A 14,886-nucleotide genomic window follows, 5' to 3' on the forward strand; every position below is an offset into this window, starting at 1 on the left:
AAGTCCTATCCATTACACTTTTACCAGAGGTCCTTATTCCTCACTTATTTCTGCTGATGAATTTTAAGGATTTCCAAAAACGTCATTAGGGAACAGATAGGTCATGGAAACTGAATTAATCACCAAAAAACCTATCATTACGATTTCTCTTCCAAGAAGACTCTTCTATTTTAAAGGAAGTTGATACATGCAACTCCCAGCATTTGTCAATTGGTATTTCTGGGTTATTTTTGAATAGATTCCCCAAAATGTACTCAATTGACATGAATGAGTGCATTTTGTAGAATCGCTAGTATGAAAAAATACGAAGATAAATTAGAAAAATTGTTAAACATGCCTTTTTTTACTCTTAAAGAAGCGGAAAATCAAGGCATTCCAAGATGGTCTGTTATCTATTTAACTAAAAATGGTATCTTGGAAAAACTTTGTCCAGGTGTTTACCGATCCTCCACTTATGAACCAAAAGTAGATTTTGACTTGGAAAACCTAGCTTTTACAGCAGCTAGTATTCCAGAAGGAGTGATCTGTCTCATTTCTGCTCTTTGTTATTACGACCTAACAGATCAAATCATGCGTGAAGCTTGGATCGCCATCCCAAATCAAAGACGTTCACCAAAACGTCCTAACGCTCATATTGTGAGAATGCGTAATACTGACCTTGGAAAGGAAACACTCACCATGGGAGAGTACGCAGTTCATATTTTTGATAGAGAGCGAACAATTGTAGATGCTTTTCGTTACTTAAGTAAAGAAATCGCTCTTAAGGCATTAAGGCAATATTTTACATTAGCGGATATAAAGCCTGATTCAAAGAAATTAATTGAATACGCGAACATTTTGCGCGTTAATATCAACCCTTATATTTTGTCTTATACCACATGACTGCTGATCTAGAAAAATCTCTTAAAGCTCGTTTGCGAGTGATTGCCAAAGAAACACGTCGGGATCCAGCTGACCTTTGGCAAAACCTTATTTTAGAAAGATTTCTTGTGCGCTTAGCAAAATCGAATTATAGAGAGCGATTTGTTTTAAAAGGCGCCGTATTATTGTCTAAATACATTAATCTAGGCCGAGAAACTAAAGACTTAGATTTTCTTGCCAATGGAATTAGCAACAGAGTTGATGATCTTTCTCTTATATTTGAAGAAGTCTCAAAAATAGAACTCGATGATGGCTTTACTTTCCAAAATATTAAGGTGGATCAACTTACTCATCCTCATATGCGTTATTCTGGAGCTGAAATCAGCGCAATGGCTTACTTTGGGCAAATTAAGCGCAAGCTTTCAATCGATATTGGCTTTGGAGATATTGTTGAACCAATTCAATATTCGATTCCTTTGCTTAAGGGCGCAAAAGGAGCTATATTTGAATCGAGCGTGAATCTTTCCTGCTATCCTAAAGAATTCATATTTGCAGAAAAATTAGAAACCATTGTTTATCGTGGGTTTTTAAACAGTCGCATGAAAGATTTTCATGATGTGCATTCACTAATCCTCAACGAGTTTTCTGCTTCTTTTCACAATTTAAAATTAATTATAGAATCAGTTTTTGAGCATAGAGGTACGGCTTTAAAGCTTCCTATCGCATATAAAATAGCCGAATTACCGCAACTTAGGACATTTTGGCAAAGCTACTTGAACGGCTTAAAAATTGATGAGAATACTCTCCCTAAGAATTTTGATGATTTGCTTTCTAGGATCAATGAATGGTTAGTTAGCAAAGACATAAAATAAAAAGTCCGAAAGCTTGCTAAACTGAAGAGTCAACTAACCAGTCACGAAATCAATCTGCTCAAGTTTGATTAACATAGATTTATAACTGGTGAATTAGAGGTAGACTCCTATAACCGCCTTAAGTGTCATACTCAAGACCAGATTGAGAAATTAAAGCACGATATGGAAGATATGAAACTTACTGACACGGCTTTTGAAAAGTATAGCCGCTACGGAATTAGCCTTTTGACCCACATGGATATTTACTTCCAAATGGCACCCTTGGACGTGAAACGGAAAATGCTTGGTTTGATATTTCCAGGAAAATTGATTTTTGCAGATGGAAAGTATCGAACCGAAGGAATGAATCCAGCTTTGTCGCTTATCCTTCAGAAAACGAGTGAGTTACAAAAAGAAAACCCCAGAGACATTTTCATTTCTGAAAATGTCTCCGGGGATATGCCGATGACCGGACTCGAACCAGCACTTAGTTGCCTAAAGTAGATTTTGAGTCTACCGCGTCTACCATTCCGCCACATCGGCTAAAAAAATTAAAGATGATCATAATTCTTGTTAACCTAAAACTGCAAGCAAAAAAGGTAAAAACTCCTCTAACAGCAATCCTATTCTTTCGATCGCTACCTAGGCTGGCTAGCCTCTCATTTACTTCTTAGCTTTTTTTTCATGCTGCAGTAGCGGCCCCTTTAGGTTGCAAATACTCACTATTCAATTACTCTATAGCTAATTGGCTGGTGATTAATTGACGCCAAACCCATCGCAAGGGTCCAAAAACCGAAGCATAGGGCCTAGAATCGTAAAGGCCAAATAGTGCTCGATTAATAAAAAGTAAGGAAATAAAAAAGATAAAGGGAATGATGCCAACAAATCTTTGCATCTTTAAAGATAGGCTTGGTTTAGGATTAGCTTTGCAAAGAATAGCAATTTTTCTGCAAAATAACATTTTATTATGGATAGTATACTGTGCAGTAAAGCGCTGCTTTACAGTTTTTTCTACTGAGCAGATGACTTGATAATTTTTTCCGATATAACGCTGCCCAAACGTAGGAACTTTATCTTCACTATGATGGAAATTATACATATGCGGACGGCGGTGAGGCAGCCTTGTTTTAAGCTCATCCCATTTTTTCCCATAGGTTGCCGATATGCCTGGAGCATTGAAAGAGAAAACCCCATGAACTAAGCTAGGATTATCTATTGCTGTATAGCGTGCAAGAGCGCCGCCTAGGCTATGGCCGGTTACCAATGCATTCTTATTCTGTTCTAACCATTGAGTGATGTTTTTCTTTCCCCTTGCATAAGCAATATAACCCACTCCACGAGGATCAAAGTCGGCAGCTAATGTGGCTAAAAAACCTCTTTGCGATAATCCAATACGTGTTCCAGAAAAAGCTAAAATAGGTGGCGCCTTTTCATTTTCATCTACAGGTTTGAAACCATATGCGTACATTCCCATCCATAGACGGATTTCACTTGCTTCATACTCTACCATGCGACCCTCAAAAGGAATTTGGAACCGCTCACCCTCTTTAGGATTAAAATAGGCTAATTGCTTGCCTACTAATTCTAGGGAAATAAGCTTTTCCAATTCAATATGGGGATCTTTCTTAAAAACCACTTTGTTAATAAGGTTTATTTTGTAAGCTTGATCAAATAGTTTTTGAATGTTAGCTTTTATTTTAGGCTCCCAATGTTTGTTAGCAATACTTGAAGAAAAGATGGAAAGCCAAGTCATTGTTTTAGAACCAACAGGCTTAATGGGTTTCACAAAGCCCAAAGACTCAAATTCGAATCTTATCTTTCCTAAAAGTTTATTATAATTTTCAAACACCTGACAAGCCTTTATAGAACTTAAATTTTTTTGCTGCCCGCTTTTTATTCCAGCTTTATGAAAAGCATATCTTTTTAAAATTTTAGCAGCAGAGGGAGAAAGCTCGACCTTAAGCTCAGTCTTTAAATAGGCATCCAAACTTTTTGACAGTGTTTTCTTATCTAAAACTGAAGACTTTAATTCACCTTTAAGACAAGTTTCTGAAAATTGCGACCACGAAAAAAGACTTACCATAAAATAGCACTCATTTTATTTTTATATAAATAAATTAAGTGTTATTTTAATTGTTATTATTTAAATTCAGAATAAATTGATATTAATTTAATATTAAGATATCAACTCTTGAATAAAACACTTTTCCAGAAAAGGTTTTATTTCTAAAGTTTTTTTAAATTGATAGTATTGCTTTAAAAGCTCAGCGTGACGAGTTTCGCTGCTTGATTGCCGAATCGCACGAATCAATAGATTCTTGGGAGTGTGTTCCATGTCTATGAATTCGATAACTTGAGTCTTGTAGCCTAAAATTTCTAATAGCTTGGCGCGCGCTGCCTCAGTCACTAAAGCAGAAAAACGCTCTTTTAATATGCCATGGGATAAAAGAGGTTCTAAGCTTTCACATTGCACCTGTTTATATAGCTCATGTTGACAGCAAGGAACTACCATAATTACTTGCGCCTGCCAGCGCACGGCTTTTTCTAAGGCTGCATCGGTAGCTGTATCGCAAGCATGTAAGGAAACCATTAAATCTATAGGTTCATTTCCCATATAAGCATTGATATCCCCTTGTATGAAATGCAGATGAGTAAAACCTAATTTCTTGGCTAAATTCTGGCATTGGGCTACAACATCAGCTTTCAAATCTAATCCTGTAATTTGCACCTTGTACTTGAGTTGAAAATGTAAATAGTAATAGAGCGCAAAAGTTAGATAAGCTTTGCCACATCCAAAATCAACGATTTGCAAAGTTTTATCTTTAGCAAAATAAGGAACAATATCCTGGACCATTTCCAAAAAACGATTGATTTGACAAAATTTATCGCGTTTTCCCGGTAAAACTTTTCCCAAATTAGAGCTCACACCTAGCTCTTGCAAGAAAGGAATGGGCTCATTTTCCTTAAGAAGATAATTTTTTGAGCGGTTGTGATTGAGTAAAGGAGTAGCTTTTTTACTAGCAGGCTTATGAATGATAGTTGCCTCACCTTTTTTACTAATAAGTATCTGATAATCTTTAGAGACGGTACAAAAAAGAGCTTGCTTATAATGTTTTAAAGCTTCGAGAATTTTTTCAGTTCCTTCTTCTACAGAATAATTTTTATGGATAACTTTTTGATTTTGCTGATGGCTAAATTGCAGTCTCCAATTATTTTTAATAGAAAAAGGGCGAATGGTAATTTTCTGAGAAAGAATTCTATCTCGTGGGGAACTTAATATGGCCTGTAAAAAGCTATTTTCTTGTAAAAGCTCTTGAATCAAAGAATTTATTTTATCTAACTTCATAATGGCTTAAATAATAAAGAATTTAGAATTTGAAAATAAGTCTTTTGTTTGCTTAAATTGTTTTTTTTATTACTCTGCTCTGTTAAATGAGAGGGTTTCCATGACACAAGAATTTTTAAATAAAATCGATAGCCAAATTCAAGATAAACATTTGCTTAACCATCCTTTCTATCAAGCATGGAGCCGAGGAGAGCTATCTAAAGAGTGTTTAGTAGAATATGCCAAAGAATATTATCAGCATGTAAAAGCATTTCCTCGTTACCTTTCTGCTCTTCATTCTCACACAGAAGATGCCGACACAAGGCGCCATCTTCTTAATAATTTAATTGAAGAAGAAGCAGGTTTACCTAACCATCCTGATTTATGGAAAAATTTTACGCAACAATTAGGTGCCAGCACTGAAGAAATAGAGGCCCATCGTCCCTCTCCAAGTATGCAAGCAATAATTCATACTTTTATGGAAAGCTGCAAAAACTCTAGCACCGCCGAAGGAATTGCTTCTTTATATGCTTATGAGAGCCAAATACCTTCTATATGCATTTCAAAAATTAAAGGTTTAAAAGAACATTACGGCATGCAAGAACCCAGCCATTGGAAATATTTTTCAGTACACATAGAAGCTGATAAAGAACATGCTGCTGTGGAAAGGAAGCTACTGGAACGCTATGCAAATAAAAGTAATGAAGCTTTAATCGCCGCTTCTGTCGAACGTACTCTCCTTGTTCTATGGAATTTTTTATCTAGTTTATGCACGCGCTACCAACTGGCTTGTTCAACAAGTGAATCCATTTAAAATTTAAATAAAAATGTTAACAGGAAAAGTTTAATGAAAGACTCTATCATTCAATCAGCACTACGTGCTTTTCTAATTGCTTTATTTACCGTAATAGGAGGTTGCTTAGCCATTTTATTGATTATTTTTGGCATGAGTGCTTTTAATACCTCTACCTCTACTGAACCTACAAAGGATTTTAATATTGAAGTTTTAGCTAACGCTGAAGGAAAAAGAGAAGCGTTCTCTAACCAACCTGTCATCTTAAAAATTAATATTAATGGGATTGTGGGCTTAGATAAATTAGATCAGCATCATATTAGTCAAATGTTAATTCAATCACGTGAAGGTATCCTTAAGAACAATCTTGTTAAAGGCATCTTACTGCACATACAAACACCAGGCGGGACTGTAACTGATGCGGATGGTATTTATCGAACTCTTAAAGCTTATAAACATCAATATAATGTGCCTATCTATGCATTTGTAGATGGCATGTGCGCCTCAGGAGGCATGTATATTGCAGCAGCTGCAGATAGGGTTCTTGCAACTGATACGAGCATTATTGGTAGCATTGGCGTAATAGCCCCTTCCGTCCTTAATATTTCGCAACTTCTGGAAAAGCTAGGTATTCAATCCTTAACTCTTTATGCAGGTAAGGGTAAAGATGGTTTAAATCCTTTACGGCCATGGCATGCAGGTGAGGAAAACAATTATAGAGAACTTATCGATTACTATTATAACGAATTTGTAAATATTATGACCGCTAACCGTCCTCAGTTGGATAAAACCAAGCTGATTCAGGAGTATGGAGCCAAAATTTTTCCTGCTCAACAAGCTAAGGAATTAGGCTATATCGATGAAAGCGGCGTAACTTTAAACGAAGCTATTTCTCAACTTGCTAGGCAAATGAGTATTGAAGGTCCTAATTATCGTGTAGTTCAAATGCAGAAAGAGACCTGGATTAGCGAAATTTTTAAAACGCAATTAAAAGCTTTGAATAGTCCCATAAAACATGAATTGCAAATTTCACCTGCCTATGATCCTAGGTTATTAGGTCAATTTCAATATATGTTTCGCCCTTAAAGCCCTTATACCTAAGCAATTTAAGTAGCAGTTTGCTTTAGGTAAAATTTAAATGCAAAATTAAGGTGAGGTTAAGAATCCCCTGAACTCCTCTTAAAGTTTGCATTTAAATTCAAAACCCCTCTCATCTAGAATAGTAGTTAAAGGTCTTAAAAAGGTTTATGATGAATGACATTTATATCATTGATGCATCGGGCTATATCTATCGCTCTTATTTTGCTATTCGAAATATTACGAATCACCAAGGAGAGTCCACGAATGCCTTATTTGGCTTTATCCGTTCGGTCTCAAAACTCATTATTGATTTCCAGCCTTATCATTTAGTGGCGGTCTTTGATGGTCCTCGCAGCATTAATGCACGTACTAGTATCTATGCCGACTATAAAGCCCATCGACCCGATATGCCCCCTGACCTTCTTTATCAAATCCAATGGGCAAGAGAATACTGCGCGCTGCGAGGCATCCCTATTTTAAATATTCCTGAAGTAGAGGCTGATGATACAATGGGAAGTATTGCAGTATGGGCCTCTCAACAGCAACAAGCCAAGGCGTATATTTGCACAAGCGATAAAGATATGTGTCAGCTAGTAAATGATCAAGTCTTCATTCTTAATACTTTTAAAGATAATCTAATCATGGGAGCCCAAGAAATTGAAGCAGTTTATGGAGTGCCTCCCCATAAAATTATTGATTTTTTAGCTATAACAGGGGATGCCTCCGATAATATTCCGGGCCTTTCAGGGTTTGGCCCCAAAACTGCTTCTGCACTTTTACAGCAATTTGGCTCGTTGGAATACATCTTGGCCCATCCGGAAGAAATTCCCGGAAAAAAAAAGCAAGAGACTCTCATTCAAGAAGCTGAAAAAGCCCTTCTTAGCAAGCAACTTGTTACCATCAACACTCATGTAAGTATTCCTCGCGAAGAAAGCTTCTATCGCTTGATTCCCTGCCAGAAAGAGCAGCTAAAAAGCTTTTATATCAGCAAAAACTTTAACTCTTTACTTAAAGAATTAGAAAAAGAGATCCCCTCCTCGAATCCACTTGGATTAAGTGCAAGCGACGAACAGGTCGCCTATCAGTGCGTAGATGATGAAGAAAGCTTGAGCGCTCTTGTAGGTGAACTCATGCTTCAAAAGGAAATTTGCTTTGACACAGAAACGACCTCGATACATGCCTTAAAAGCAGAACTGATAGGCATAGGCCTATGTTACCAACCTTCTCAAGCATGGTATGTGCCTGTTAATGGTCAGCTGGGCCTTGAAAAAGTAGTTCAGACTTTAAAGCCTCTTTTTGAAAATTCTTCTATTGGCTTTTATGGCCACAATGTTAAATACGACCTCCATGTACTTAGCCTTTACGGCATTCAAGTGGCCAACATTACCTTTGATACTATCTTGGCCTCTTACTTGCTTAACTCGCATAGGCGCCAACATTCTCTCGATACCCTTTCTTTAGAATACTTTGGTAAAGTGAAAATATCCATCCATTCATTGATTGGAAAAGGCAAAAAAGCCATTACCATGCATGAAGTGCCCCTTGAACAAGTGATGGCCTATTGTTGTGAAGATGTAGATTTCACATGCCGTCTTAAGAAAATATTGAAAAAGCAGCTGCAGGAAAGAAAATTATATTCTTTATTAAATAATGTTGAGTTACCTCTTCTTAAAGTTTTGTTAGAGATGGAACGGCAAGGAATTTATTTAGACAAAGAATTTTTAAAGAATTTTTCCATAAAGGTTACTGCCCAAATTAGGGTGCTTGAAAAAGAAATTTATTTAATGGCAGGAGAGGAATTTAATTTAAACTCTCCTAAGCAAATGAGCGATATTCTTTTTAACAAACTAGGCATACAGCCTCCCAAAAAGACTGCCACAGGCAACTCTACCAGTGCCGAAGTTTTAGAATTTCTTCAACATCAATATCCTATTGCTAGTAAATTGATGGAATATCGCATGCTAGAAAAGCTGCGCTCCACCTATGTAGAAACTCTACCCTTAGAAGTTAACCCTAAAACCCATCGCATCCATTGTACCTTTAATCAATCTGTAGCTGCTACAGGCAGGCTATCTTGCCAAGATCCTAACCTACAAAATATTCCTGTGCGCACCGAGTGGGGCATTCAAATAAGGCAAGCATTCCGTCCTGAAAAATTAGGGTGGAGCTTCTTGGCTGCAGATTATTCGCAAATTGAACTGCGTCTTCTTGCTCATTTAAGTGAAGATCCTACCCTTCTGGAAGCTTTCCAAAGTAATCAAGATATTCATTTAAGAACCGCTGCAGCAATTTTTAATGTCCCTCTTGAACATGTGACAAAAGAGATGAGATATCAAGCTAAAACGGTAAATTTTGGAGTCATTTACGGCCAAGGCCCCTTTGGGCTTTCCCAAACATTAGGGATTGATGTCAAAGATGCTAAGCTTTTTATTGAGATGTATTTTAAGCAATATAGCAAGGTTAAAGAATACCTAGAATCCGTTAAAGAATCGGTACGTAAGCTAGGAAAAGCAGTCACCCTTACAGGCCGCGAAAGACTTATTCCAGAAATTAATAGCAAAAACATGCAAATCCGGGCAGCAGCAGAACGGCTCGCTGTCAATGCCCCTATTCAAGGTACGGCAGCCGATCTGATCAAGCTAGCTATGATACAAATTAATGAAAGGCTTCACAAAGAAAGAAAATTAGGTTACATGGTTATACAAATTCATGATGAATTAATTTTTGAGCTTCCTGATTTTGAAATTCTCTCGATAGAACCCATGGTTCGTGAAATCATGCAAAATGTTTTTAAATTAAAAGTTCCTTTGATTGTAGATATCAGTATTGGCAAAAATTGGAAAGAATGTTAGCATTGTCTAAAGTTGCCGTAACGGGCGGTCTTTCGTGTGGCAAGACATCAGTCTGTCATTTCTTTAAGAGGTTTGGCGCTTACGTAGTAAGTGCAGACGATATTGTACACCGACTGCTTTCCCCTACCACGAATCTCGGTCAGCGCGTTATTCTACTAATTGGCAGCGATATAGTCATAAATAATCAAATCGATCGTTCTAAAATTTCACAAAAGGTATTCAAACAACCCTTATTGCTTAAATCTCTTGAAAGTATCCTACATCCTGCAGTTCAAGATGAAATTAAGAAACACTATGATTTAGCTAATCAACAAAAAATCAGAAAGAAATTATTTGTAGCTGAAATTCCCTTGCTTTTTGAAGCAAGGCTAGAAAATTTTTATGATACAGTGATTAGTGTCGTAGCTGATTCAGACAAAAGTAAAAAGCGTTTTCAAAAAGCTACAGGAAAAAGTATTGAAGAATATGAAAGGCGCTCAGCAAGGCAGTTGTCTATCGATGAAAAAGCTCATAGGGCTGATTATGTTATTGTCAACGATAGCAACCTATACGATTTAGAAATTGAAACAAAAAAGTTAATGAACATTTTAACCCATTAAATTTAGGAGTCTGATTCTTAAATGGATCCAGAAAACACTCATTTAGAGACGCCCTACTCTACCTTTGAAGAGGGCGAAGAGAATCAACAACAGCACCCATCTATCAACACGACAGCTATTGTTCCCCCTGGCGAAACAATTAAAATCGCTGAAATTCAACGCATGGATATCGACCAATTAAACGCGTTTAGTAAAAAAATTGGCCTTAAACACCTAGGATCTCTTACTAAATCTCAAATGGTTTTTGAAATCGTCAAGGCGCTTTCAGAAAATCCTGCCGAGATTCTGTATGGCGAAGGCGTATTAGAAATTTTGCCTGACGGATTTGGCTTTCTACGCTCCCCCAACTATAACTATTTACCTTCCGCAGAAGATATCTACGTTTCCCCAGCGCAGATTAGACGTTTTGATCTAAAAAAAGGTGACACCCTTTCTGGGACTATTCGGCCTCCTAAAGATAAAGAAAAATACTTTGCTCTCCTCAAAGTGGATAAAATTAATGGAAAAACTCCAGAAAAAGCCCGTGAGCGAATTCTTTTTGAGAATTTAACAGCTCTGTATCCAAGCAAACGTATGGTCATGGAAACAACAAAAGACAAGCTATCCACGCGTGTTTTGGATCTTGCAGCTCCTATCGGTAAAGGCCAGCGTGGACTAATTGTAGCCCCCCCTCGTACAGGTAAGACGATTATCCTTCAAAATATTGCTAATGCTATAGCTATTAACAATCCGGAAGTCATTGTTATCGTCCTCATGATCGGAGAAAGACCTGAGGAAGTTACAGACATGCAGAGAATTGTTAAAGGAGAAGTCGTTTCCTCAACTTTTGATGAACCCCCTGAAAGACACGTACAAGTAGCAGAAATGGTCATCGAAAAAGCAAGGAGATTAGTCGAGCATGGCAATGATGTCGTTGTTCTGCTAGACTCTATCACAAGGTTGGCCCGTGCCTACAATACGATAGAACCCCATTCTGGGAAAATTTTGACAGGCGGTGTAGATGCTAATGCTTTACATAAGCCCAAACGTTTCTTTGGTGCCGCAAGGAACATCGAGCAGGGAGGTTCGCTGACAATTATTGCTACTGCATTAATTGATACAGGGTCCCGTATGGATGAAGTTATTTTTGAAGAATTCAAAGGTACAGGTAATATGGAGCTAGTGCTTGATCGACGTTTAGCTGAGCGGCGTATTTATCCAGCGATTGATATTATTAAGAGTGGAACCCGTAAAGAAGAGCTTCTCTACCATCCTAACGAGCTAGAAAAGGTCTATTTACTACGGCAAGCTGTAGCTGATCTAGCGCCTAACGATGCGATGAATCTAGTTGTAGGCCGCCTGAAAAAAACTAATAGCAATGTGGAATTTTTATTATCTATGAAAGAATAAGTTATTTAAGCCACTTTTTTTATTTGATTAATTTAAGTAAGCAAAAATGTCTTTATTTTTTAAGCCGAACACATACAGAAAATAGGATGCAACATGCGCAAAATTCAACTTCTCGTCATTTCTTTAATCCTTCTAGGCGGAGGATGGTGGCTCTGGTCTAATAAGGGAGATGTAAAAAATATAGTAACTCGTTATGTAGAAAATGGTGAATTTCAAACACTAGAAGCGCGCTATACTCCCCAGCAAATTATGGACGCTCATTCTCGCGAGCTTCTAGGAGATACTAGCTATCAATATAAGGAACCCCAGTATAAATATCATCCTTACTTGCTGATGGAAGTTAAATTTACAGCTGATAAAAAAACACGCGAAGGGGTAATTTTATGGAGTTTAACAGATGGAGAAATGGTTCTAAACACTGAAACATGGGAAAGGACCCATGGTTTTGAAGATGCTATTAATGCACAGGCCACACGTGAAGAATTTAAAATACTTAACGCTTTAGCCAAATTTAATGGCATTCGCACGAAAGAAGATTTGCTAGCAGATCTGCAACTAGAAGCTGATGTGGTAAACCCATGGATTGAAAGTGCTATCCAAAAGCAGCTAATCACCCGTAAAGGTAATCTATTGCAATTACATTTTGAAAACCCTAAAATCCTTGTGACTCCCCAAACAAAGTTTAATAGAATGTTGGTTTCTAAGCCTTACAACTATTCTCAACGTGTTTCTGAAAAGTATACTCCTTCTCAAATTGAAAGGGTTGCTAAATGCGCTTTTGGCCATGATTTCAGCATTCGTCGTATAACTGAAGTATATCTACCTGTTTATGCCATCCACGTGGAAAATCCCGATGGTTCTCTTACTATCACCCATTGGAATGCTGTAACAGGCCAGATGATCAATCCTAAGTACTTTAAAAATGGCCAAGAAAGAATTAAACCAGCCGGGTAACAGCAGCAGACGCGCTCTTTGAAAATATACATGGCGTTTTTGATCGTTAAGAAACAATCTAAACAACGCGAAATATTTTAATAGTTTTTGCCTGATCAATAAGATATTTAGGTTTATTACAGCCCCTTCATGAGAGAGGATAATATTTGCTTATCACCTCAAATTCTATCCTCTCTTTTTAAGTAGCCTTTCAATAAAAATAGGCTGAATGTTTAGCTGCTATTCTAGGCTTTCTACCTGCATCGGAAATTTAGAAGTCCAACGATCGTGGTAATTCTCAATTCTTTCTAATGTTTTACTCGCCCTGCCTCATCTTATCACCTGAAGCAAAGCGCAAATCTTTTACCTCTATTTCTCTATCGATCGACTATGATGTTGGATCGTTTGAGAGAGCCAATTACATTTTCATTGGTAACTCTTTTGCTTAAGAAAATTTAATTAGCTTTTTCCTCTCTATCGCTAGAGGGTTTTCTTAACCTTTTTCTTAAGCCTTTGTGCTTGGATACGTGGCTTTTTTAATCCTTGATAGCCTTAAGATCTGTTAACACTTTTGCTTACGGCTTAATTTTAAGGGGGGGAGATTTTTTGAATAGCCGAACATCATGCTTTTTACTTTTAAATACAATGAAAGGGATAGACAGCGCATTTAAAACAAAGGCCACCAGCCTCGCCATTATTAGCAGAAAAGTTCTGAATGAGAGCCTAGCCTAGTCAACTACAGACATTTATAATCCGTTTTATAAATCAGCAAAACGTCAGGTTTAAGATGACACTCGCGATAGCGAATATAGTCTCCGGAAAGAGCATGATCGCAATATTTTTCAGGTAATTTTTTCCCCCCTCAAAGTCGAGCAACAGTTTTATCCAACTCGTCGATTAATGCTTGCCTATACTGATATTTTTTTTTAAGTCTTTTTTAAATCGAGTATAAGGCTTAAGATCTAGCAGTGGGTTTAACTCCCATATTTTCCCAAAAATCGTCCATGGACTTATAAATCATTCCGCCCCCCTCATCAAGTTCTTTCATAGCTGCAAGGGTTTCCTTGTTGGGGGTACAAGGAAAATCCTTTCTAAGATAAGAAAGCACTAATTCACTAAGATTCAAATGAGCCTTAGCGGCTAATATTTTGATGTAAGCCCTTTCATCAGGGGTACACTCTATAGTCATTTTGACTTTATCATGAGGAATAGGAGAATTAGTACCCATATACACCTCCTTGGTTACATCCTTATTTTATCCTTTCTCCAGGGTTCTTGTAAATGCCATCTACCCAGGAAATTCCCGAAGAATAGAGACCCCTCATACATGCGAATGAGATCAATAGATGGCCGCCTTGTCTTTTACTAAATGGGGTTATGTTCGCCATTTATCGCTCTACTTTCCTCTTCTCATCTCCTTGTATGTTGTTACTTTACCTGAGGAGAGGTAATAAACTGAGTGCAGGTGACCTTTTACATTCCTCAGCACAAAAAAAATTTAGGATTCTAAAAGCCTATCGAGCAAATATTTTCTATAAGCTAAATAATGAGATTAAGAAATAGGCAAATAGATATGCAAAACGTTGACCATTCAAGAGGGGTAGCTGAGAATATATGAGTATATAGGGTTAGTTGGCTTAATTGATCAGCCAGTAGGCAACAAGGCAAAGAATAAGCATTTAGCCTATGGACAAGCTGTTAAATGCACAATCTTTAATGAAGTGAACTTTGTAAGCCGCACTCTTCACCTGTATTCTGAATATTTTGAAAACAACCCGATGAGCCATTTATTAGATACGCTCCTGCTCCCTAGCCAGATGGGCAAGAATATTTTTAAGGAGAACACTTGATAAGATATTTGGAATGGGAGTGGCTAGGCTTTTTACTAGGGTAGCTTTGCATACGATTAAAGTGCTTGGCCTCCAGGTAAAAGCCTACATTTAAGGGCGACAAGTTTTCCTCCAGCGGAAGTTTCATTTTTTTTATAAAGTTAAAGCAGTTAATTGTTTTATTATTAGAGTCTTACAGATTTTTTATAAAAATTTGTAGTCACCAAAAATTTATTGAAATGTGTTTTTAAGATTTACATAAATAGCATTACTAGTGTATTTATGTAGGTATGCATATAGTAAGATCAAAATTCAAATCAGCTGCTGGTAAAGTTTATGAAACGATTTTGCTACGCGAATCCTACAGAGAAGGC

13 protein-coding genes and 1 tRNA gene are annotated in these 14,886 nt (G+C 37.2%); 9 read left to right on the plus strand and 5 right to left on the minus strand.

The features are described from left to right. The first annotated feature begins 294 nt into the window (after window positions 1–294). Window positions 295–882 (plus strand): type IV toxin-antitoxin system AbiEi family antitoxin domain-containing protein, encoded by a 588-nt coding sequence (locus DB41_RS07820; protein WP_039386133.1) that lies wholly within the window; start codon window positions 295–297, stop codon window positions 880–882. Next, entirely contained in the window at window positions 879–1,733 is an 855-nt protein-coding gene (locus tag DB41_RS07825; RefSeq protein ID WP_039386134.1) for a nucleotidyl transferase AbiEii/AbiGii toxin family protein, read from the plus strand. Before DB41_RS07820 ends, DB41_RS07825 begins: the two co-directional genes overlap by 4 nt. 439 nt (window positions 1,734–2,172) lie before the next feature. Here the strand turns inward: DB41_RS07825 and DB41_RS07830 are convergent. From DB41_RS07830 to DB41_RS07840, 3 genes are all read right to left on the minus strand, one after another. After that, window positions 2,173–2,255: transfer RNA gene (locus tag DB41_RS07830), tRNA-Leu, on the minus strand. A gap of 187 nt (window positions 2,256–2,442) precedes the next feature. Further along, window positions 2,443–3,795, minus strand: a complete 1,353-nt coding sequence (locus DB41_RS07835) for an alpha/beta hydrolase (RefSeq protein ID WP_039386135.1) — start codon at window positions 3,793–3,795, stop codon at window positions 2,443–2,445. A gap of 93 nt (window positions 3,796–3,888) precedes the next feature. Further along, a complete protein-coding gene (locus tag DB41_RS07840) occupies window positions 3,889–5,058 on the minus strand; it encodes an SAM-dependent methyltransferase (protein ID WP_039386137.1) in 1,170 nt (389 codons plus the stop codon). A 100-nt stretch (window positions 5,059–5,158) separates the two neighbouring features. Between DB41_RS07840 and DB41_RS07845 the strand changes: the two genes are divergently transcribed. The 6 genes from DB41_RS07845 to DB41_RS07870 all read left to right on the plus strand — a co-directional run bounded on the left by DB41_RS07845 (window position 5,159) and on the right by DB41_RS07870 (window position 12,704). Beyond that, window positions 5,159–5,851, plus strand: coding sequence for a CADD family putative folate metabolism protein (locus tag DB41_RS07845; RefSeq protein WP_039386138.1), 693 nt, complete (start codon window positions 5,159–5,161; stop codon window positions 5,849–5,851). 33 nt (window positions 5,852–5,884) lie between these two features. Next, entirely contained in the window at window positions 5,885–6,916 is a 1,032-nt protein-coding gene (locus DB41_RS07850; protein WP_039386139.1) for a S49 family peptidase, read from the plus strand. Between the two features lie 161 nt (window positions 6,917–7,077). Beyond that, window positions 7,078–9,762, plus strand: coding sequence for a DNA polymerase I (polA, locus tag DB41_RS07855; protein ID WP_238578468.1), 2,685 nt, complete (start codon window positions 7,078–7,080; stop codon window positions 9,760–9,762). Beyond that, window positions 9,756–10,361, plus strand: a complete 606-nt coding sequence (gene coaE, locus DB41_RS07860) for a dephospho-CoA kinase (protein WP_039386141.1) — start codon at window positions 9,756–9,758, stop codon at window positions 10,359–10,361. The genes polA and coaE overlap by 7 nt, the downstream gene beginning before the upstream one ends. A 21-nt stretch (window positions 10,362–10,382) precedes the next feature. Continuing rightward, complete coding sequence (gene rho / locus DB41_RS07865) at window positions 10,383–11,750, plus strand: transcription termination factor Rho (protein WP_039386142.1); 1,368 nt, start codon at window positions 10,383–10,385, stop codon at window positions 11,748–11,750. A gap of 93 nt (window positions 11,751–11,843) precedes the next feature. Next, window positions 11,844–12,704 carry a hypothetical protein gene (locus DB41_RS07870; RefSeq protein WP_052244021.1) on the plus strand — a complete coding sequence of 287 codons (861 nt, stop codon included), beginning with the start codon at window positions 11,844–11,846 and terminating at the stop codon, window positions 12,702–12,704. Window positions 12,705–13,419: 715 nt separating this feature from the next. Here DB41_RS07870 and DB41_RS12630 read toward each other — a convergent pair. Together DB41_RS12630 and DB41_RS07875 are read right to left on the minus strand one after the other, a co-directional pair. Beyond that, window positions 13,420–13,491 (minus strand): hypothetical protein, encoded by a 72-nt coding sequence (locus DB41_RS12630; protein WP_304412804.1) that lies wholly within the window; start codon window positions 13,489–13,491, stop codon window positions 13,420–13,422. 147 nt (window positions 13,492–13,638) lie between these two features. Further along, window positions 13,639–13,911 (minus strand): hypothetical protein, encoded by a 273-nt coding sequence (locus DB41_RS07875; RefSeq protein ID WP_039386144.1) that lies wholly within the window; start codon window positions 13,909–13,911, stop codon window positions 13,639–13,641. A 394-nt stretch (window positions 13,912–14,305) separates the two neighbouring features. Between DB41_RS07875 and DB41_RS13025 the strand changes: the two genes are divergently transcribed. Beyond that, on the plus strand, window positions 14,306–14,533 hold the full coding sequence (locus DB41_RS13025; protein WP_368730550.1) for a DUF4277 domain-containing protein: 228 nt from the start codon (window positions 14,306–14,308) through the stop codon (window positions 14,531–14,533). Window positions 14,534–14,886: the final 353 nt, after the last annotated feature.

This window comes from Neochlamydia sp. TUME1 (genome assembly GCF_000813645.1).
In the GTDB taxonomy this organism is placed as follows: domain Bacteria; phylum Chlamydiota; class Chlamydiia; order Chlamydiales; family Parachlamydiaceae; genus Neochlamydia.

What these genes read in the sequence shown, in the direction of transcription:
- DB41_RS07835 (WP_039386135.1), bottom strand. Translation starts at nt 3,795, where the DNA reads ATGGTAAGTCTTTTTTCGTGGTCGCAATTTTCAGAAACTTGTCTTAAA.
- DB41_RS07850 (WP_039386139.1), top strand. Translation starts at nt 5,885, where the DNA reads ATGAAAGACTCTATCATTCAATCAGCACTACGTGCTTTTCTAATTGCT.
- DB41_RS07840 (WP_039386137.1), bottom strand. Translation starts at nt 5,058, where the DNA reads ATGAAGTTAGATAAAATAAATTCTTTGATTCAAGAGCTTTTACAAGAA.
- DB41_RS07820 (WP_039386133.1), top strand. Translation starts at nt 295, where the DNA reads ATGAAAAAATACGAAGATAAATTAGAAAAATTGTTAAACATGCCTTTT.
- DB41_RS07825 (WP_039386134.1), top strand. Translation starts at nt 879, where the DNA reads ATGACTGCTGATCTAGAAAAATCTCTTAAAGCTCGTTTGCGAGTGATT.
- polA (WP_238578468.1), top strand. Translation starts at nt 7,078, where the DNA reads ATGATGAATGACATTTATATCATTGATGCATCGGGCTATATCTATCGC.
- rho (WP_039386142.1), top strand. Translation starts at nt 10,383, where the DNA reads ATGGATCCAGAAAACACTCATTTAGAGACGCCCTACTCTACCTTTGAA.
- DB41_RS07870 (WP_052244021.1), top strand. Translation starts at nt 11,844, where the DNA reads ATGCGCAAAATTCAACTTCTCGTCATTTCTTTAATCCTTCTAGGCGGA.
- coaE (WP_039386141.1), top strand. Translation starts at nt 9,756, where the DNA reads ATGTTAGCATTGTCTAAAGTTGCCGTAACGGGCGGTCTTTCGTGTGGC.
- DB41_RS07875 (WP_039386144.1), bottom strand. Translation starts at nt 13,911, where the DNA reads ATGGGTACTAATTCTCCTATTCCTCATGATAAAGTCAAAATGACTATA.
- DB41_RS07845 (WP_039386138.1), top strand. Translation starts at nt 5,159, where the DNA reads ATGACACAAGAATTTTTAAATAAAATCGATAGCCAAATTCAAGATAAA.